Raw genomic sequence first — 17,919 nt, forward strand, 5'->3', positions numbered from 1 at the left:
CCCGGCGAATGAATTCGCGGCAACAACGGCCCGAAGTCCGCCTTCGCGGACTCCCGCCCCGGCATTTCCACGAGGCGCAAAGTTCCGTGCTGCCGTGAGTTCTCCCCTCTCCGCGGAGGAGTCCAGCCGGGCGGGCACAAGGCAGCCCCCGAGCACCAATCCCGCCCGGGCTACCTCTCCCGGTACGGGAGAGATGGACGGCCCGAGCCGGCCGGAGAGGGCGCGATGCCGGATGGGCGAGCAGGATTCCGCCCCGCGCTGTGTCGCACCCGGCGTCGCCGCCGACGCCGCTCAATACATCCGCGACAACCGGGCGCCGGGGTAGTACGCATCCAGGATCGTGCGGTAATCCTGCCCCGCGCGGGCGCGGCCCATCGCGCCGAACTGGCACATCCCGATGCCGTGGCCCCATCCCCCGCCCTCGGCCACCGCGGAAACCACCTGCCCGCCGGAGCGCTCCACCCGCACGTCGAACTTCGCGCTGTTCAAAATCCCGCCGCGCGCCGGCGCCAGGATCCACCGCACCCGGTCGCGCCCCACGATGAACGAGCCGGCGTCGGTGTCGATCCGCATCGCGCGCACGCGGCCGGACTGCGTGCGCGACAGCACGTCCATATCGTACACGTCGCGGATGCGGCGCCCGCGCAGCGAATCGGCCAGCGTGCGGTTCAGGATGGAGACGAGTTGCGTTCCCGACCAGCGCTCGGTCCACTGGAACTTGCCGCTGGCGCGGTCCCACGCCTCGCCGGTGCGCGGGTCGACGTCCACGACCGAGACCAGGTAGGGCACGGGCGACACGTTCCACACCTCGTCGATCGCCGCCGTTCGCCCCGCGCAGGTGGAGTGGTAGTAGGCGTTGATCGGCTCGCCGCCGTACGTCAGCACCTCGCCCGCGGTCTCGCGCACCGCGCGGGAAACCAGCTCGCGCTCCGCGTTCACCCCGCCGTACACCTGGTCCTGCGTGCCGGGATACACGTCGAACCCCAGCGACGTGCGGCGGCCCATGTTCTTCACCGCGTAGGTCCGCGCCGCCACCGCCTGTGCCTTGATCGCCTCGAACACGCCCTCGCCGACATCCCCCAGCTCCTTGGGCACCACGCCCAGGAGGTAGCTTTCGATGTCGAGGCGGTTCACGAAGGTCAGCCCGCGGCGCCCGGAGTTCTGCACCAGGATGGCGCCGCGGTAGGGCGCGCCGCGCACCTCCACCACCCCCCCGTCCGCCGCGCGCACCACGACGGGAGATTCCAGGCCGTGGCGCGTCCGCCCGGCCGGGTCGCCATTCGCGCCGAGAACGGTCATCGCGATCCCGCCGTCCGCGTCGGCCGAGAATGCCAGCCCCTGCCCCGCCGCCAGCTCGTCGATGTTCCCGCCGCCCTCCGTCTCCACCGTCATCCCCGACGGCGAGGTGACGGTGCCCGCGGGGGTGTCGACGATGAGGCCCACCTTCAGCGCCGGCGCGCGGGACGCGGGCGGCGGCGCGGGCTCGTCGCGCGGCGCGGGGACGGGGGGCGGCTCCGGCGCGGGCGCGGGGCGCGGCGGGTTGTGGATGGGCACCGGCCCGTAGCGGATCTCCTGCGTGCGGCACCCGGCCATCGCGGCCAGCGCCAGCACGATCGTCGCCTCAGCCCAGCGCCGCACGCAGCGCCTCCCCGGCCCGGCCGATCGTCTCCTCGATCTCCGCGTCGCCGTGCGCGGTGGAGGTGAAGCCCGCCTCGAACTGGCTGGGCGCCAGGAACACGCCGCGGTCCAGCATCGCATGGAAGAAGCGGTTGAACAGCGGCACGTCGCTCCGTTTCGCGTCGTCGAAGCTCCTCACCGGCCCCGCGGTGAAGAAGAAACCCCACATCGAGCCCAGGCTCCCGCCGCTCGCCGGGACGCCCATCTCCCCCGCGGCCTCCAGCATCCCCGCCACCAGCCGCGCGGTCCGCCGCTCCAGCGCGGGATAGGGATCCTCGTCGCGCAGGATGCGCAGCTGCGCCAGCCCGGCCGCCATCGCCAGCGGGTTGCCGGAGAGCGTCCCCGCCTGGTAGACGGGGCCCACGGGGGCGATCCGGTCCATGATCTCCCTGCGTCCCCCGTACGCGCCGACCGGAAGTCCGCCGCCGATCACCTTTCCCAGCGTGGTCAGGTCCGGCCGCACCCCGAAGCGCTCCTGCGCCCCGCCGCGGGCCACGCGGAACCCCGTCATCACCTCGTCGAACACCAGCAGCGCCCCGTCCTCCTCGGTGATCCGCCGCAACATCGGAAGAAACCCGTCGTCCGGGGGGATGAACCCCGCATTGCCGACCACCGGCTCCAGAATGACCGCGGCGATGCTGCCGGCGTACGCGCGGAAGACTGCCTCGACCGCCTCGACGTCGTTGAACGGCGCGGTGAGCGTGAGCTTCGACAGCTCCGCGGGAACGCCGGGCGAGTTGGGGAGGCCAAGCGTGGCGACGCCGGAGCCGGCCTTCACCAGGAAGGAGTCGCCGTGGCCGTGGTAGCACCCGTCGAACTTGAGGATGAACTCGCGCCCGGTGAAGCCGCGCGCCAGGCGGACGGCGCTCATCGTGGCCTCCGTGCCGCTGCTGACGAAGCGCACGCGCTCCATGCTCGGCACCAGCTCGCGCACCAGCTCCGCCAGCTCCACCTCGCGCTCCGTCGGCGCGCCGTAGCTGGTCCCGTTCCGCGCCGCGTCGCACACCGCGGCGACCACCGCCGGGTGTGCGTGGCCCAGGATCATGGGGCCCCAGGAGAGCACGTAGTCGATGTACTCGTTGCCGTCCACGTCCCGGATCCGCGCGCCCTGGGCGCGGTCCACGAAGAACGGCTCGCCGCCGACGGAGCGGAAGGCGCGCACCGGCGAGTTCACGCCACCGGGCGTGACCTCCACCGCGCGGCGGAAGAGCGCGGACGATGTCTCCCGCCGGCTCATTGCGAGCGGAAGTTGCCGTAGCTCAGCTCCAGCCCGAAGTCCTGTTTCTTCAGGTGCGCGATCACCGCCTGCAGCTCGTCGATCGAGGGCGAGGTCACACGCACCTGCTCGTCCTGGATCTGCGCGTTCACCTTCTTGAAGCCGGCGTCCTTGATCGACTTCACGATCTCCTTGGCCTTCTCGGTGCTGATGCTCTGCACCAGGGTGATCGTCTGCCGCGCCTTGCCGCCGAAGGCCTGCTCCACCTCGCCGTAGTCCATGTTGCGGATGGGCACGCCGCGCTTGATCAGCTTGCTCTGGATGATGTCGACCAGCGCGGTGAGCTTGTAGTCGTCGTCGGCCAGCAGCTTCAGCGTGCCCGCCTTCTTGTCGAAGTCGATCTCGGCCGTGGCGCCCTTGAAGTCGTAGCGCTGCAGCACTTCCTTGCGCGCCTGGTTCACGGCGTTGTCCACCTCCTGCATGTCCACGCTGGAGGTGATGTCGAACGTCGAGTTCTTTGCCATGTCTGCTCGCGAGTTGTCGTGGGGATTCGCCGCAATGTAGGCGGGCAAGGCGGCCCCGGGCAACCGCTTCAGGGGAGATTCTTCCCGGGCCTGCTTCCCCGGCCTGCTTCCACAGTCTGCTTCGTCACCGGATGCAGCGGTGGTGAGCTCGGGCGCAGGCTCGGGCTTGCGCTCGAGTCCGGGCCGACTCGGCTCCGGGCCTGGGAAGGCGAATGAATTCGCGGCAACAACAGCACAAAGTCCCTTCGGGACTGCAACCTCGGCATCCTGCTGTCAGCCCAACGGTTTTGCTTCCGCTGGTTCGGCTGGGGGAGGTTCGAGGAGCGGCCAGAGGCGCTGGTCCCGATGATGTTCCTCCTGGCGGAGGATGTAGTCGGTGATGAGCGGCACATGGCGTTTCGAGACACTGAATGCGCCGTAGCCCCCTTGCCACCGGAAGGTCTTGTAGATGCCGGTTGAATGATTCACCGCGTGCGCGGACGAGCCCTTCACCTGCTTGACGAGCATCGCCGGAGCAATCGTAGGCGGAACACGCACGAGGAGATGCACGTGGTCCTCCATGCCCCCGATCGCCAGCACGTCCGCGCGCAGCCGGGTGCAATCCGCCTGAATCAGGTCATACACCTCCGACCGAACCGGCTCGACCAGGAGCGGCGCCCGCTGCCAGGTAGCCCAGACGAGATGCAGGTAAAGCTGTGTCCATGGACTGCGCATCGTTCACACGGAAGCGGGTGAAACGGCAGGAAGCATGGAAGCAGTCCCGAAGGGACTTCGTGCAGTTGTTGCCGCGAATTTATTCGCCTTTCCCAGCCAGGCAAGCACCTTCCAGCCGGACAAGCGCCTTCCAGCCAGGCAAGCACCTTCCAGCAGGGGCAAGCTGCATAGAAGAAGAGCGGGGAGACCGAAGTCCCCCCGCTCTGTCGCACTCTGTGGTGATGGTGTGCCCGATTGCTCAGGCCGCCTTCGCGCCCGGCTTCCACCGCCCGAAGGGAAGGCTGGGCGCCGCCTTGAACTCCGGCGGGCCCCACACGAAATCGAGGTGGGGATGAGACGGAGCCACCCGCCCGCCCTGCACCACGATCCCCATCATCCCCATATCCTCGGCGGACAGGTCGCCGCCGCTCGTATCGTCGTTCGCCATCGGTCACGCCCCGGCCAAGGATGTATCCGGACGCGCGCGCCCCGCATAAACGCGCACGCCGCGGCCGGGGGCACTTCGCGTGCCCAGCCGCGGCTCCAGCGGAAGTCTAATCCAGCCAACGACTTCCGGATCGCGTAAACCTATCGGCCTGCCCCTTCCGTGTCAAAAAAGGGGCAGCGCGCCGCGTCTAACCGACACACGCCACCGGCTCGTCCGCGTCCGCCACGGCGGCGGTGCGCACCGCCACCACCGTGGGCGCCGGCGCCAGCTCGCGGAAGGGGATCACCCGCGTCTCGCGCGGCTCCTCGCGGTCCGTGGCCCGCTGCTCGCACCAGGCGCGGTAGCCGGGAAGCTTCAGCAGGCGGAAGAGGTACCGGTTCATTGCATCGCAGAGCAGGATCTCGGTCAGCTGGTACTGCCCGCCGCGCGAGAGCCGCAGCTCCTCCACCACCTCGTCCGCAATGGCGAGAAGGCGGGAACGGGGGATGGCGTCCTTGAAGTCCTCCACCTGCTCCTCGACCCACTCCAGGTAGGCGCGGCGCAGAGAGCGTGGAGATTGCAGGCTCATGGGCGTGCCTCCGCCAGGCGGCATGCTGAAGGGTGCCGGTGCAATGTTGCGGCTGGGGTGGATGGACGAATTACCACGTGCGGTTGCGGGTAACGTAACCTCAGCCCCGCGCCGCATCAAGGGTTACGTGCGCGAAATCATCCCGGCAGCGGGCGCAGAAACGTTCGGCTTTGCGGTCGGTGTCGGCAATGTGGCGCGAGGGATACATGACGCAGCGCGGGTCGGCACAATGCGCAAGCCCCGCCGCGTGCCCCAGCTCGTGCACCGCCTCCTTGACCGCCCGCCCCAGCAAAGTCATTGCATCGCAACGCTTTCCGCCGTCAAGTGCGCCCAATCCCATCACCGCGCAGCCGCTCCCGATGGCCGCCTCGCCGAAGACGCGGCCGTGCCCCGGCGCGTGCAGCGGCGCGTCCGCCACGGCCAGCATCCAGTGCTCGCCGGGCGCGGCATCCTCCGCTTCCGCGCGGTCCAGGAGCGCGTCCAGCAGCGCCGCGGAAGCGAGCTTCCCGTCCTTCGAAGCCCGAAACTCCAGCGGCGCGGCAACGTGATGCGCCGTCCCGAGCCGCAGATCGACTTCGCGGCCGAGCCGGGCGAGGAGCTCCACGGAAACGCCGCCGGCGGGGACGATCTCCAGCCGGCGGCGCGGAAGGCGTGCGTCGGGGGCGCTCAGGCGGCGGGCTCCACGGGCGCGGTGAGGTTCGGCGGCACGGGCATGGTCGCCGGTGGCGCGTTCGGCGCGGGCGCGGCGGGGCGGCGGAACACGCCCTGCGCGGCCACGACGCTGCGCGCCACGTCGATCATGCTGCGGCTGCGCTGCTGGCTCTCGCGCTGGATCAGGCGGTAGGCGTCGCCCTCGTTGATCCCGCGCACCTCCATCAGGATTCCCTTGGCGCGCTCGATGGTCTTGCGCTCGTCCATCTTCTGGCTCAGCTCGCTCACCCGCCCGTTCAGCGCGCTCCACTCGCGGAAGCGCGCGGTGGCCATGCGGATGGCGGGGACGATGCGGTCCGCCCCGGCCGGCTTGGTCAGGTAGTTGAACACGGGGAGCTCGGCCGCGCGGTCCACGAACTCGGCGTCGCAGTGCGCGGTCAGCACGATCACGGGGATGGGGCGCGAGCGGGTGATCTGGTCGATGGCGTCGAGCCCCGACAGCCGCGGCATGTCGATGTCGAGGATGGCCAGGTCCGGGTGCTCGCACCGGGCCAGCCGCACCGCCTCGGCGCCGTCGCACGCGGGCCCGACCACCTGGTGGCCGATGATCTCCAGCAGGTCCTTCAACGCCTCTGCGCTCGCGGGCTCGTCGTCGGCAACCAGGATCCGCATCTCTCGCCTCCGTACACGAAAACATGCCGGGCGCGGCAGCGCGCCCGCCTCCGGCAGACCTCACCGGGGCGGCAGCGGAAGGGGCATATCCCGTACCGGACCGGCGGCATTCCGCCCCGCCGTTGTGCTAACTCGTTGCGCGCTCCGGCGTTCGGGAATCGTCCGCGACTCGATCTCCCATCCACCCGCCAGCATCTGCGCTCCCCGAGGCCACCCGGCGAATGAATTCGCGGCAACAACGGCCCGAAGTCCGCCTGCGGACTCGCGACCCCGGCATCTTCGCGCGCTCCCCGCGCCTCGGCGGCGTCTCCATCCCGATGCCGGGTGGGGGCGCGGAGAAATGTCCCGGCGGCTCCGCGGCTCCGCGTCTCCGCGTGAGACCAGCGGAAGCAGGGGCCGAGCGACGAAAGCTGCGCGCGCGCCGGAACTTCGGTTATATTGCTGCGGTACGCACCGCGGCCCCCGAAGGCGCGGGTGCACTCATCCCCGATCCCCGAAATCGAAGTGGCAGCAGCAAAGCGACGCCCTTCCCGCGGCCGCAGGGCGCGCGGGCGCCCGGTTCTGCGCGGGATGCTGAAAGCCGCGCTGATCGCCGCCGGCATCGGCTTCGCCGCGGTGGCGGCGGCGCTGGCGTGGATGTGGCCGCGCTGCTCCGGCGGCGGCTGCCCGTCGGTGGCGGCGCTGCGCACCTACACGCCGCCGCAGGCCACGCAGGTCTTCGACGGCCGCGGCCGCCTGGTGGCCAACCTGGCCCCCGAGCGGCGCTTCGTGGTCCCCCTGAACCGCATCCCCGCGCACGTCTCCGGCGCCTTCCTGGCGGTCGAGGACAAGCGCTTCTACCGCCATCACGGCGTGGACTGGCGCCGCGCGTTCGGCGCGCTGGCCCGCGACGTCCGCTCGCTGTCGTGGAAGGAGGGGTTCAGCACGCTGACCATGCAGCTGGCGCGCAACGTCTTTCCCGAGCAGCTGTCGCGGGCCAAGACGGTGCGCCGCAAGCTGGCCGAGGTGGTGCTGGCGCGGAAGATCGAGGCGTCGTTCTCCAAGGACCAGATCCTGGAGATGTACCTGAACCAGATCTACCTGGGGAACGGGCTGTACGGGGTGCAGGCAGCCGCGCAAGGGTACTTCGGCAAGGACGCCGGCCACCTCACCAACGCCGAGGCGGCCACGCTGGCCGCGCTCCCCAAGGCGCCCAGCTTCTACGACCCCCGCCGCAACCCCGACGCGGCGCGCAGGCGGCGCGACCTGGTGCTGGACCAGATGGCGCACGCCGGGGTGATCGACGCCGGCGAGGCCACGCGCGCGAAGGCCGAGCCGCTGAAGCTGGCCGCCCCGCGCGAGGCCAGCGGCGCCGCGCCGTACTTCGTGGCCGCCGTCCGCCGCGAGCTGCTGCAGCGCTTCGGGCCCGAGGCGGAGACGCGGGGATACAAGGTGTACACGACGCTCGATCCCGCGCTGCAGGCCACGGCCGAGCGCGAGCTGGTGCGGCAGGTGGCGGCCGTCGAGTCGGGGCGGATGGGGCGCTTCCGCCACGTCTCCTGCTCCGCGCGCCCGCCCGCGTATCCCGGCAACTGCCTGCAGGGATTGTTCGTGGCGATGGACCCCGCGAGCGGCGACGTGCTGGCGCTGGTGGGCGGGCGCGACTACGCGCTGAGCCAGTTCGACCGCGCCACGCAGGCCAGGCGGCAGGCCGGATCGGCCTTCAAGCCCATCGTCTACGCCGCCGCCATCGCGCAGGGGATCCCCGTCACCACGCCGCTGCTGGGGCCCGACGCCACGGGGCAGCTGGGCGACTACCGCCCCGCGGACCACGTTTCCGACTCGGTGGACGTGGACCTGCGCGACGCGCTCCGCCTCTCGTCCAACCGCGCCACCGTCGTGCTGGGGAACATGATCGGCGTCACCCGCGTGGCCGCCGAGGCGAAGGACCTGGGGATCAGCACGCCCGTCCATCCCTATCCGTCGTCGTTCCTCGGCGCGGCCGAGGTGGTGCCGATGGAGCTGGTGGCGGCGTACTCCGTCTTCGCCAGCGGAGGAACGCTGGTGAAGCCGCGCCTCATCCGCCGGGTGGTGGACGCGGACGGGCAGGAGGTTTACCGGGCCACGACCACGCGCCGCTTCGCCCTTTCTCCCGCCGTCTCCTACCTCACCACCTCGCTGCTGCGCGACGTGGTGGACCGCGGCACCGGCAGCGGCGTGCGCGCGGCGCTCCCGGCCACGATCCCCGCCGCGGGGAAGACGGGGACGACGGACGAGGGCGCCGACGTGTGGTTCATCGGCGTCACGCCCGACATCGTGGCCGGCGTGTGGATGGGCTTCGACCGGCCGCAGGCGATCCTGGCCGACGCGTCGGGCGGGGGGCTGGCGGCGCCGGTGTGGGGGCGCGTGGTGGCCGACTACTACCGCCGCCACCCGGCGCCGGTGGCGTGGAGCCCGCCGCCCGACCTGCAGGCGCGCGAGATCGACCGGACGACGGGCAAGCTGGCCACGCCGATGTGCCCGCGCGAGGACGTGGTGACGGAGTACTTCCTGAGCGGCACGGAGCCCACGGAAAGCTGCCCGGTGCACCTGGACGGCGTGGGCGGCGAGCCCGGCTGGTTCGGGCAGGCGGTGCAGGCGGTCGGCGGCCTCTTCGGCGGCAGTGGCGACGACGGCCAGCAGGAGCCGCCGCCCGCGCCGCGCGACAAACCGCGGAGCAAGAACTATCCGCCCGTCCCCGTGCCGCGGTAACGAATGGGGGACGGAGATGAAGAACGAGGGGCCGCGACCCGGCTGGGTTGCGGCCCCTTTTTCTTTCGTCGGGATGGAGATCGCGCCTACTCGCCTTCGCCGAGGCCGATGGAGCTCTCCGCCGTCTCCAGCACGGGCGGCTCGGCCTCGGTGACGCCGTGGTGCGCCATCCAGCGCTCCGCCTCGAGCGCGGCCATGCACCCCGTCCCAGCGGCGGTGATCGCCTGGCGGTAGTAGTCGTCCATCACGTCGCCCGCGGCGAACACGCCGGGGACCGATGTCTCCGTGCGCCACGCGTGCGGGAGGCGGACGTAGCCGTTGTGCGTCAGCTCCACCTGGCCCTCGAGGAACGCGGTGTTCGGCGTGTGGCCGATGGCGACGAACATCCCCCCCACGGGAAAGTCCTCCTCCTCGCCCGTCACCGTGTTGCGCAGGCGCACGGCGGTGATCGCGTCGTCGCCCAGCACGTCCAGCACCTGCGTGTTCCAGCGCACCTTGATCTTCTCGTGCGCCAGCACGCGGTCCTGCATCACCTGCGAGGCGCGGAAGCTGTCGCGGCGGTGCACGATCACCACCTCGCTGGCGAACTTCGTGAGGTAGGTGGCCTCCTCCATCGCCGAGTCGCCGCCGCCGACGACGACGAGGCGCTGATTGCGGAAGGCGGGGAGCGCGCCGTCGCACACCGCGCAGGCGCTCACGCCGCCACCGGCCTGCGCCAGCCGCTCCTCGTTGTGCAGCCCCAGCCAGTTGGCGCGCGCGCCGGTGGCCACGATCACCGCCTGCGCCCGGATCTCCGGCGACCACGAGGGGCGCAGGACGAACGGACGCCGCGAGAAGTCGACCGAGGCGACGTTCTCCATCATGGTGCGCGCGCCGAAGCGGACCGCCTGGTCCTTCATCCGCTCCATGATCTCCTGCCCGCCCACGCCCTCGGGAAAGCCGGGGAAGTTCTCGATGTCGGTCGTGTACATCAGCTGGCCGCCGGGGATCATCTCCCGCGAGGGCTCGCCCTCGATGACCAGCGGGTCCAGGTTGGCGCGCGCGGCGTAGATGGCCGCGGTCCACGCGGCCGGCCCGGAGCCGATGATCACCAGCGTCTCGGCCTTGCTGCTGCTGTTCCCTGCGGAGCTCATTCCTCTGCGTCTCCCGAGCGATGGGGCGGGTGCGAAGCGTGGCAATATAACCATCCGCGCCGGGAGCCTGCCACCGGCGCGGATCTCCGCGTTCAAATGGTTGGATGGATGCGGGTTACTGAATCCGCATCTCCCGATCCCCGTCTCACCGTCCGTGGCCACCGGATCGGAGGAAACCCCGACGCGCTTCCCACCTGACGTGCTGGACAGGGCTCTTCACCGGCGACTGAAGTCGCAGCAACAACCACGGGAAGCCTCGCAAACTGCGCGAGGCTGTTCAGCCCGGAAGCTGGCCCCGGGGTTCAGAGGACGCCTCTCGTTTCATGCTCCCTCGACGCGTGCAGCGCCCCAGGCTGTTTTGGGAGAGGTCGAAAAATCGAGGGGGAGAAGACGGCGGTTTTGTCTTCTCCCCCTCGATTTTTCGGGTGAGGGCCCCCACCCTGGGCGACGACCTCACCAGATCCTGGCTACCGGCCCCTCAGCCGACGACCGTCGCGGCCGAATCCTCGTCCGCGGGGAGGGTCTCGTTGGAGATGAGCAGGTCCACCGGGCGGGCGTCGTCTTCGCGGAACTGGTGGGCGTAGAGGCGCGCGTACAGGCCGTTGCGGGCCAGCAGCTCGGTGTGCGTTCCCTCCTCCACGATCTCGCCGCCGTCCAGCACCAGCAGCCGGTCCGCGCGCCGCACGGTGGACAGCCGGTGGGCGATGATGAGCGTGCTGCGGCCGCGCAGGAGGTGGTTCAGCGCGTCCTCGATCAGCGCCTCGCTCTCGTTGTCCAGGCTGCTGGTGGCCTCGTCCAGGATCAGCACCGTGGGGTCCTTCAGGATCGCACGGGCGATGGAGATGCGCTGCCGCTGCCCGCCCGACAGCTTGATCCCCCGCTCACCCACGCGCGTGTCGTACCCGTCGGGAAGGAGCTGCACGAACTCGTGCGCGTGCGCCACCTTCGCCGCCGCCACGATCTCCTCCGCGCTGGCCTCCGGTCGCCCGTAGCCGATGTTCTCGTGGATGCTGCCGCTGAACAGCAGCGTCTCCTGCGGCACCAGCCCCACGGCGTTGCGCAGCTCCGCGAGGCGCAGCTCGCGCACGTCGATCCCGTCCACCGACACGCTTCCCTGCTGCACGTCCCAGAAGCGTGGGATGATGGCGGCCAGCGTGGTCTTTCCCGCTCCGCTGGGCCCCACCAGCGCCACCGTCTCGCCCGGCTCGATGCGCAGCGACACGCCGCGCAGCACCCACTCGGGCGTGGCCGCGGCCGCCGGGTCGGACTCGAGCGGCGCGGCGCCCAGCATGCGCAGGAAGGCCATCGCCACCTGCCCGCCGCCCTGGTTCAGCATGGGCAGCTCGGTGGGCTTCTCGTAGCGGAACCACACGTCGCGGAACTCCACGCCCCCGCGGACGGGGACGGGGAGCGGCTTCGGGTGGTCGGGGTCGCGCAGGTTGGGGCGCGAGTTCAGGATCTCGAAGACGCGCCCGGCGGCGCCGATCGCCTCCAGGTACATCCCCCACAGCTGCCCGATGCCCCCGACCGCGCCCGCCGCCGAGCCGGCGTACAGGAGGAAGGAGACCAGCGTTCCCGGCGTGAGCGTGCCCTGCAGCACCATCCGCCCGCCCAGCCACAGCACCAGCACCGAGGCGCTGAACACCGCGAACGAGTTCACGCTGTTGAACAGCCCGCGCGTGACGGCGCGCCGCAGCGCCACCGTGACCGCGTTGTCCATGCGCGAGCGGTAGCGCGCGCGCTCGAAGTCCTCGCGCGCGAAGCTCTGCACCACGCGGATCTGCGAGAACGCCTCCTCGGCCACCGCGGTGGCCTCGGCCACCTGGTCCATCACCCCCAGCGAGTTCTTCTTCAGCCGCTCGCCCAGCCACAGCCCGCTCCCCACGACGACGGGGACGACGCCCAGGGTGACGAGGGTGAGGAACGGCTGCATGGTGAAGAGGATGATGACCGTGCCCAGCAGCGTGAGCACCGACTGCACCATGGAGGTGACCGCCATGGTGAGCACGCCCTGCAGCATCTGCACGTCGGCGCCCAGGCGGCTGGTGAGCTCGCCGGTGCGGCGGTCGGCGAAGAACGCCGGCGGCAGGCTCAGCAGGTGCCCGAACAGGTCGCTGCGCAGCTTGGCGATCACCCGCTCGCCGGTGGCGCTCAGGAGGTAGCTCTGCAGGAAGTTGGCGAGCGCCTGGATGGCCAGCAGCCCGAACAGCTGCAGCGCCACCGAGTTCAGCTGCACCCGGCTGGCGCGCAGGAACGCGCCGTCGAAGATCTGCCCCACCACGTACGGGAAGGCCAGCCCCAGCAGGGTGCTGGCCAGCAGCATCACGGTGGCGATGGCGAGCGCCCCCTTGTGCGGGCGGAGGCGCGGAAGGAGCTTGCGCATCTGGCCGCCGCGGAGCTTCTGCCAGAAGGAAAGCTTCGGCGGCGCTTTGGGCGGGACGGAGGGAAGCACGGGCGACGCGGGAAGTGCCATGCGAAAAGGCTCGGGATTTGCGTGTGCAGACTGTGGCGGGCACGGTGCCCGGTTGGGGAAAGATAACCCGATCCGCCCGACGCACCAACCCGCGGCACTCCAGCCGCCGGGCGGCCGTCCAGCGATTCGTGACGGCGATGGCGCATAGGGGACGGTCATATTCGTGGATCGGCCCGAATGGACGCGCAGCACAGGCCGCGAACGGCGGTGAGTGTTGACGGTTCGTCCATTTATTCCCAACTTCGTCGCATTCCGGCGCAGGTTACCACCCGCGTGTTGAAAGGGAATCCATGGCACAAGGCGAACGTTCGGTGCGGCAGGAGCGCGAGGAGGCGGATGCCGCCACGCTGAGTGAGTTCAAGCCGGTGCGCGAGGCGCTCTCGCGGAGCGTGGACACGCACGGCCTGCGCTTCACGGCGCGCGAGCTGGGGATGAGCCCCACCGGCCTGCGCGGGCTGATCGACGGCACCGCGCCGTACGGCAAGACGGTGCGCAAGGCGCGGGGGTGGTTCGCGGGGTTCCTGCAGCGCGAGGGGCAGCTGGACGAGGCCGAGGCCCTGGCACTGCAGGTGCTGACCAGCGCGCTTCCCGCGGAGCGCCGCGAAGAGGTGGCCAAGGAGATCCGCGACATCGTGAACCGCGCGCGCCGCGGCTGATTCCGCGCCCCCTTTGCACCGCGGTTCCCGGCCCTTCCGCCCACGGCGGGCCGGCAGGCGCCGCAAGACAAGCGAGCGGACGGCGGGCCAGGACCCATCCCCGGCACCCGCCGTCCGCTCGTGTTCGTATCTGCCCCGATTAGCGTCAGGGCTTCAGCACTCGGGGCTCCCCGTCCGCACGTTCGGCGCGCTCCGGAGGCATCCGCGCCGCCCTCTCCCCGCGCCTTGGAGCGCTCGCCCTCTCCCGTACCGGGCGAGGGGGCTATCCACGCGGTGGCGCATCCTGCGAGCTCTGCTCACTCCCAGGCTTCGGTCGTGCCGGTGATGCCCGTACAGCTACCTCTCCCGGTACGGGAGAGGTGGACGGCCTCGGCCGGCCGGAGAGGGCGCGAGGCGCCGGACGCGCACTTCCGCACTTCTCTCCCGGGTATTGACACATCAACAAAACTAGTTACGTTGATCTCCATGACCACGACGACCGGCGCCGACCTGGCGCGCACCGCCCGCCTGTTCCACGCGCTCAGCGACGAGACGCGGCTGGAGATCGTGCGCATGCTGGCGCGCGGGGAGCGCTGCGTGTGCGACCTGACCGGCGAGCTGGACGCGGCGCAGTCCCGCCTCTCCTTCCACCTGAAGACGCTGAAGGCGGCGGGGGTGGTGAGCGACCGGCGCGCGGGGCGGTGGGTGTACTACTCGCTGGTCCCCGAGGCGCTGGAGGAGATCTCGGAGACGGCGCTGTCGCTGAAGCCGTCGCCCGAGGCGTGGTCATCGCAGGAGGGGTGCTGCCGCTGAGGGCCGCATCCCCTTTTTTTCAATCGATACATCAACTTTGGTTGATGTAAACACGGGAGGTGGGGAGATGAGTGGAGCCGAGACGATCCGGGAGACGGTGCGCGAGCGCTACGGGCAGGCCGCGCTGCGGGTGATGGCGGGTGGCGCGAACGGCTGCTGCGGCGCGGCCGAGGCGTGCTGCGGCGGCGACGACCCGATCACGCGCGACCTGTACGCCGCGGGCGAGACCGACGGCATTCCCGCCGAGGCGGTGCTGGCGTCGCTCGGGTGCGGCAACCCGACCGCGCTGGCCGAGCTGCACGAGGGCGAGACGGTGCTGGACCTGGGCTCCGGCGGCGGCATCGACGTGCTCCTCTCCGCGCGGCGCGTCGGCGCGGCGGGGAAGGCATACGGGCTCGACATGACCGACGAGATGCTGGCCCTGGCGCGCGAGAACCAGCGCAGGGCCGGCGTGGAGAACGTGGAGTTCGTGAAGGGCCACATCGAGGAGATCCCCCTTCCGGACGATTCGGTGGACGTCATCATCTCCAACTGCGTGATCAACCTCTCGGGCGACAAGCGGCGCGTGCTGGCCGAAGCCTTCCGCGTGCTGAAGCCCGGCGGCCGCTTCGCCGTGAGCGACGTGATCGTGCGCGGCGAGGTGCCCGCCGAAGTGCGGCGCAGCATGGAATTGTGGGTCGGCTGCGTCGCCGGCGCGCTGGAGGAGGGCGAGTTCCGGACGCTGCTGCGGGAGGCGGGGTTCGAGGAGGTCGACATCGAGCCCACGCGCGTCTACAGTATCGACGACGCGCGCGCGTTCCTCGAGGGCGCCGGCGTGGACGTGGATGCCGTCGCCCCCGCGGTGGACGGCCGCGTCGCCAGCGCCTTCGTCCGCGCCCGCAAGCCCGCCGCCGCGCCTGCGCTCGCCGGCGCCGCGCCGGGCGAGTCGGCCTGCTGCGCGCCGGGGTGCTGCGGCGGGTGAATCGAATGCCCTGGAAGGCAGCTGAAGCCGCGGCGATGTGGCTTCAGCTGCCCTTGGGATACCGGGGCGTGCGGCATTCTTTCCGGGAGATTCAGGGATGATCGACTACGAGATCCGGCCCGTGCGCGCGGAGGACCGCGATGCCGTCGAGGCGCTGCTGCGGCGCGCGGAGCTGCCGCCGGACGGGCTCGACGAGCAGTTCGGCGATGCGTACGCCGTCGCCGTGGCGGAGGGGCGCATCGTGGGGGCGGCGGGGGTGGAGGTGTATGGGGATGCGGGGCTGCTGCGCTCCGTCGCCGTCGATCCGGAGTGGCGGGGGCGCGGCCTCGGTGCGGCGCTCACGCGCGAGCGGCTGGCGTGGGCGGAGGCGCGCGGGCTGGGAGATGTGTATCTCCTGACCAACACGGCGGCGGACTACTTCCCGAAGCTCGGGTTCGCCCCGGTCGCGCGTGAGAAAGTCCCCGAGGCGGTGCGCGGGTCGGTGCAGTTCGCCAGCGTCTGTCCCTCGTCCGCGGCGGTGATGGTGCTCAGCCTGGGCGGGGTGCCATGCGCTACGCCCTGATCTCCGACATCCACGCCAACCTCCCCGCGCTCGACGCCGTGCTGGCCGATATCGCCGCACGCGCGGACGTCGCGGCGACGTACCACCTGGGCGACCTGGTGGGGTACGCGCCGTGGCCCAACGAGGTCGTCGACCGCATCCGCGCGGCGGGGATCGCGGGCGTCTGCGGGAACTACGATTCGACCGTCGCCCTGGGCGCGCCGCACTGCGGGTGCCGGTACGAGGATCCCGTGCAGGAGGGGCAGTCGCACGAGAGCTACGCCTGGACGCACGCCCACGTCACCGAGGCGACGCGCGGATTTCTCGGCGCGCTCCCGTTCCGCATCGACGTGCGCCCCGGCGGCGGCCACACGCCGGGGGCGACGGTCGTCCTCGTGCACGGCACGCCCACGCTGAACACGCTGTACTGGACCGAGGACCGCGACGACGGCTTCTGCCGGAAGATGGCCGGGCACGCCGGCGCCCGCCCCGGCGACGTGATCTGCTTCGGGCACACGCACAAGCCGTGGACGCGCGAGGTGGACGGCATCCGCTTCGTCAACACCGGCTCCGTCGGCCGCCCCAGGGACGGCGACTGGCGCGCCGGCTACGTCCTCCTCGACGTGGACGGCCCGTCATCCTCCGCCGAGTTCGTCCGCGTGGAATACGACGTCGACGCCGCGATGGACGCGATCCGCGCGAGCACCCTTCCCCACGCCTTCGCGGAGTACCTGCGCTCGGGCGGCAAGCCCGGCGTGGCGGCAATCTGATCTCCCGGAAAACAAAAGCATCACACGGAGGAAGTGGAGGGACCGGAGAACCGCACGAGTTCTCCGTTTCCTCCGCTCCCTGCGCGTGATGCGTTCTGTTCTGCCGTCCCTGGAGCGAGAATCAGCCGCCCGGCCTAGCGCTGCGACATCCGGCCGACGAGCGCCTCGAGCTCCGCCAGGCGCGCGTCGGTGGCGGCTTGGCGGTCGCGCAGGGCGGCCACCTCGGCGGTCAGGCGGTCGACCTCGGCCGCCTTGACGCGGAGCTCGGCGGTGCGCGCCTCCAGCGCCTTCACGGCCGCGAAGTTCACGCCGTCGATGTCGAGCAGGCCGATGGCGCGATTGTCGGTGCCCAGGCCGAACGCCGCGCGGAAGTCCTCGGCGAAGGGGCCCATGTGCCGCACCTGCGCCCCCTCGGCGATGTAGCTCCAGGTACCCACGGGAACGCCGCGGATGCGCTCCAGCAGCTCCTCGCCGTCCACCACGCCGAAGTGGTCCTTCAGCGTGCGGCTGGACGAGCAGCTGAACACGCCCGAGCCGGCGGGAAGGTTGCACCCGGTGGTGAGCGTCGCGTTGGTGCGGAAGCGGAAGCCGCCGGCCGCGCGCACCGCGAACTCGTTGTTCACGACGGACAGCAGCGAGTCGGTGGTCGAGGCGTCGCCGCGCACGAACGACCCGCTGTGCCCGTTCACCGAGGCGCGGTAGCCCAGCGCCATGGAGTAGTCGGCGTCGGCCGTGGTGCGGTAGCCCAGGGCCACCGAGCCCTGCCCGTCGGCGGTGTTGGTGAAGCCCATGGCCACGCAGGCGAACCCGCCGCAGCGGTTGCTGGCGCCGGCCACGAAGCCGATGGTGCCGCTCACGTTCACGTTGGAGCCGAAGCCCACGCCCAGCACGCTGGTGACGACCGCGCCGTCGCCGAACGCGAATGCGCCGTAGCCCTCCGCCCTGGTGTTGTTTCCGCCGGCCCACGAGTAGAAGCCGATGTAGGGGTCGTCCCACTGGTTGATGTCCACGCCGCCGGCGCGGAACGCGGCCTTGTACGGGTGCCACATCATCCGCAGGCCCGCCCCGCTCTGCGGGATGTCGCCGATGCCGAGCGTGCCCAGCGCCGCCACGCCGCCGGCGCTGTCGACGAAGAAACGGTTGCTGATGGGGCTGCCGCTGCGCAGGCGCAGCAGGTAGCGCCCGCCGATCCCCAGGTCGGGGCTGGTGGCGGGCCAGGCGAAGCGCACGTGCGAGGCGGCCACGCAGGTGGCGTGCGTGTCGGGGGTGCCGATCCGGTACACGTTGCCGGTGGTGGGCACGTAGCAGGCGCGGATGGAGTCGATCTGGGCGGCGGCCGGGGCCGGGGCGGCGGCGGCCAGCGCCCCGGCGGCCAGCGTGGCGATCAGCAAGCGGTTGCGCATCGAAGAGCCTC

The 17,919-nt window shown here is 71.2% G+C and carries 17 protein-coding genes; 6 read left to right on the plus strand and 11 right to left on the minus strand.

What is annotated here, in order from left to right; translation table 11 throughout:
• Positions 1 to 291 precede the first annotated feature (291 nt).
• From VLK66_RS16760 to VLK66_RS16795, 8 genes are all read right to left on the minus strand, one after another.
• On the minus strand, positions 292 to 1,638 hold the full coding sequence (locus VLK66_RS16760; RefSeq protein ID WP_325310599.1) for a SpoIID/LytB domain-containing protein: 1,347 nt from the start codon (positions 1,636 to 1,638) through the stop codon (positions 292 to 294).
• Positions 1,622 to 2,914: a glutamate-1-semialdehyde 2,1-aminomutase gene (gene hemL, locus VLK66_RS16765; RefSeq protein ID WP_325310600.1), complete on the minus strand. Its 1,293-nt coding sequence runs from the start codon at positions 2,912 to 2,914 to the stop codon at positions 1,622 to 1,624. The genes VLK66_RS16760 and hemL overlap by 17 nt, the downstream gene beginning before the upstream one ends.
• Complete coding sequence (locus VLK66_RS16770) at positions 2,911 to 3,417, minus strand: YajQ family cyclic di-GMP-binding protein (protein WP_325310601.1); 507 nt, start codon at positions 3,415 to 3,417, stop codon at positions 2,911 to 2,913. Before VLK66_RS16770 ends, hemL begins: the two co-directional genes overlap by 4 nt.
• A 273-nt stretch (positions 3,418 to 3,690) precedes the next feature.
• A complete protein-coding gene (tnpA, locus tag VLK66_RS16775; protein WP_325310602.1) occupies positions 3,691 to 4,131 on the minus strand; it encodes an IS200/IS605 family transposase in 441 nt (146 codons plus the stop codon).
• A gap of 238 nt (positions 4,132 to 4,369) precedes the next feature.
• Entirely contained in the window at positions 4,370 to 4,558 is a 189-nt protein-coding gene (locus VLK66_RS16780; protein WP_325310603.1) for a hypothetical protein, read from the minus strand.
• Positions 4,559 to 4,745: 187 nt separating this feature from the next.
• The gene (locus tag VLK66_RS16785; protein WP_325310604.1) at positions 4,746 to 5,126 is read right to left on the minus strand and encodes a hypothetical protein; all 381 of its coding nucleotides are present in this window, start codon (positions 5,124 to 5,126) and stop codon (positions 4,746 to 4,748) included.
• Positions 5,127 to 5,226: 100 nt separating this feature from the next.
• Positions 5,227 to 5,730 (minus strand): matrixin family metalloprotease, encoded by a 504-nt coding sequence (locus VLK66_RS16790; protein ID WP_325310605.1) that lies wholly within the window; start codon positions 5,728 to 5,730, stop codon positions 5,227 to 5,229.
• Positions 5,731 to 5,792: 62 nt separating this feature from the next.
• Positions 5,793 to 6,449: an ANTAR domain-containing response regulator gene (locus VLK66_RS16795; RefSeq protein WP_325310606.1), complete on the minus strand. Its 657-nt coding sequence runs from the start codon at positions 6,447 to 6,449 to the stop codon at positions 5,793 to 5,795.
• Positions 6,450 to 7,019: 570 nt separating this feature from the next.
• On the opposite strand from VLK66_RS16795, the gene VLK66_RS16800 reads away from it, so the two are divergent.
• Entirely contained in the window at positions 7,020 to 9,179 is a 2,160-nt protein-coding gene (locus VLK66_RS16800) for a PBP1A family penicillin-binding protein (protein ID WP_325310607.1), read from the plus strand.
• 86 nt (positions 9,180 to 9,265) lie between these two features.
• Here the strand turns inward: VLK66_RS16800 and trxB are convergent, their stop codons facing one another.
• Complete coding sequence (gene trxB / locus VLK66_RS16805) at positions 9,266 to 10,312, minus strand: thioredoxin-disulfide reductase (RefSeq protein WP_325310608.1); 1,047 nt, start codon at positions 10,310 to 10,312, stop codon at positions 9,266 to 9,268.
• A gap of 478 nt (positions 10,313 to 10,790) precedes the next feature.
• Positions 10,791 to 12,785, minus strand: a complete 1,995-nt coding sequence (locus VLK66_RS16810; protein ID WP_325310609.1) for an ABC transporter ATP-binding protein — start codon at positions 12,783 to 12,785, stop codon at positions 10,791 to 10,793.
• Positions 12,786 to 13,075: 290 nt separating this feature from the next.
• Here VLK66_RS16810 and VLK66_RS16815 point away from each other — a divergent pair, with 290 nt between their 5' ends.
• From VLK66_RS16815 to VLK66_RS16835, 5 genes are all read left to right on the plus strand, one after another.
• A complete protein-coding gene (locus tag VLK66_RS16815; RefSeq protein WP_325310610.1) occupies positions 13,076 to 13,441 on the plus strand; it encodes a hypothetical protein in 366 nt (121 codons plus the stop codon).
• A gap of 465 nt (positions 13,442 to 13,906) precedes the next feature.
• Positions 13,907 to 14,233, plus strand: coding sequence for a metalloregulator ArsR/SmtB family transcription factor (locus VLK66_RS16820; protein ID WP_325310611.1), 327 nt, complete (start codon positions 13,907 to 13,909; stop codon positions 14,231 to 14,233).
• Between the two features lie 67 nt (positions 14,234 to 14,300).
• A complete protein-coding gene (locus tag VLK66_RS16825; RefSeq protein ID WP_325310612.1) occupies positions 14,301 to 15,194 on the plus strand; it encodes an arsenite methyltransferase in 894 nt (297 codons plus the stop codon).
• 97 nt (positions 15,195 to 15,291) lie between these two features.
• Positions 15,292 to 15,756: an arsenic resistance N-acetyltransferase ArsN2 gene (arsN2, locus tag VLK66_RS16830; RefSeq protein ID WP_325310613.1), complete on the plus strand. Its 465-nt coding sequence runs from the start codon at positions 15,292 to 15,294 to the stop codon at positions 15,754 to 15,756.
• Entirely contained in the window at positions 15,741 to 16,505 is a 765-nt protein-coding gene (locus tag VLK66_RS16835) for a metallophosphoesterase family protein (protein ID WP_325310614.1), read from the plus strand. Before arsN2 ends, VLK66_RS16835 begins: the two co-directional genes overlap by 16 nt.
• A 134-nt stretch (positions 16,506 to 16,639) precedes the next feature.
• Here the strand turns inward: VLK66_RS16835 and VLK66_RS16840 are convergent, their stop codons facing one another.
• Positions 16,640 to 17,908 (minus strand): tail fiber domain-containing protein, encoded by a 1,269-nt coding sequence (locus VLK66_RS16840; protein WP_325310615.1) that lies wholly within the window; start codon positions 17,906 to 17,908, stop codon positions 16,640 to 16,642.
• Positions 17,909 to 17,919: the final 11 nt, after the last annotated feature.

The organism is Longimicrobium sp. (assembly GCF_035474595.1).
Taxonomy (GTDB): domain Bacteria; phylum Gemmatimonadota; class Gemmatimonadetes; order Longimicrobiales; family Longimicrobiaceae; genus Longimicrobium.

Bases quoted from the DNA above. Each gene is read 5' to 3' on its own strand.
- hemL (WP_325310600.1), bottom strand. From the start codon at position 2,914: ATGAGCCGGCGGGAGACATCGTCCGCGCTCTTCCGCCGCGCGGTGGAG.
- VLK66_RS16770 (WP_325310601.1), bottom strand. From the start codon at position 3,417: ATGGCAAAGAACTCGACGTTCGACATCACCTCCAGCGTGGACATGCAG.
- tnpA (WP_325310602.1), bottom strand. From the start codon at position 4,131: ATGCGCAGTCCATGGACACAGCTTTACCTGCATCTCGTCTGGGCTACC.
- VLK66_RS16780 (WP_325310603.1), bottom strand. From the start codon at position 4,558: ATGGCGAACGACGATACGAGCGGCGGCGACCTGTCCGCCGAGGATATG.
- VLK66_RS16785 (WP_325310604.1), bottom strand. From the start codon at position 5,126: ATGAGCCTGCAATCTCCACGCTCTCTGCGCCGCGCCTACCTGGAGTGG.
- VLK66_RS16795 (WP_325310606.1), bottom strand. From the start codon at position 6,449: ATGCGGATCCTGGTTGCCGACGACGAGCCCGCGAGCGCAGAGGCGTTG.
- VLK66_RS16800 (WP_325310607.1), top strand. From the start codon at position 7,020: ATGCTGAAAGCCGCGCTGATCGCCGCCGGCATCGGCTTCGCCGCGGTG.
- trxB (WP_325310608.1), bottom strand. From the start codon at position 10,312: ATGAGCTCCGCAGGGAACAGCAGCAGCAAGGCCGAGACGCTGGTGATC.
- VLK66_RS16810 (WP_325310609.1), bottom strand. From the start codon at position 12,785: ATGGCACTTCCCGCGTCGCCCGTGCTTCCCTCCGTCCCGCCCAAAGCG.
- VLK66_RS16815 (WP_325310610.1), top strand. From the start codon at position 13,076: ATGGCACAAGGCGAACGTTCGGTGCGGCAGGAGCGCGAGGAGGCGGAT.
- VLK66_RS16820 (WP_325310611.1), top strand. From the start codon at position 13,907: ATGACCACGACGACCGGCGCCGACCTGGCGCGCACCGCCCGCCTGTTC.
- VLK66_RS16825 (WP_325310612.1), top strand. From the start codon at position 14,301: ATGAGTGGAGCCGAGACGATCCGGGAGACGGTGCGCGAGCGCTACGGG.
- arsN2 (WP_325310613.1), top strand. From the start codon at position 15,292: ATGATCGACTACGAGATCCGGCCCGTGCGCGCGGAGGACCGCGATGCC.
- VLK66_RS16835 (WP_325310614.1), top strand. From the start codon at position 15,741: ATGCGCTACGCCCTGATCTCCGACATCCACGCCAACCTCCCCGCGCTC.
- VLK66_RS16840 (WP_325310615.1), bottom strand. From the start codon at position 17,908: ATGCGCAACCGCTTGCTGATCGCCACGCTGGCCGCCGGGGCGCTGGCC.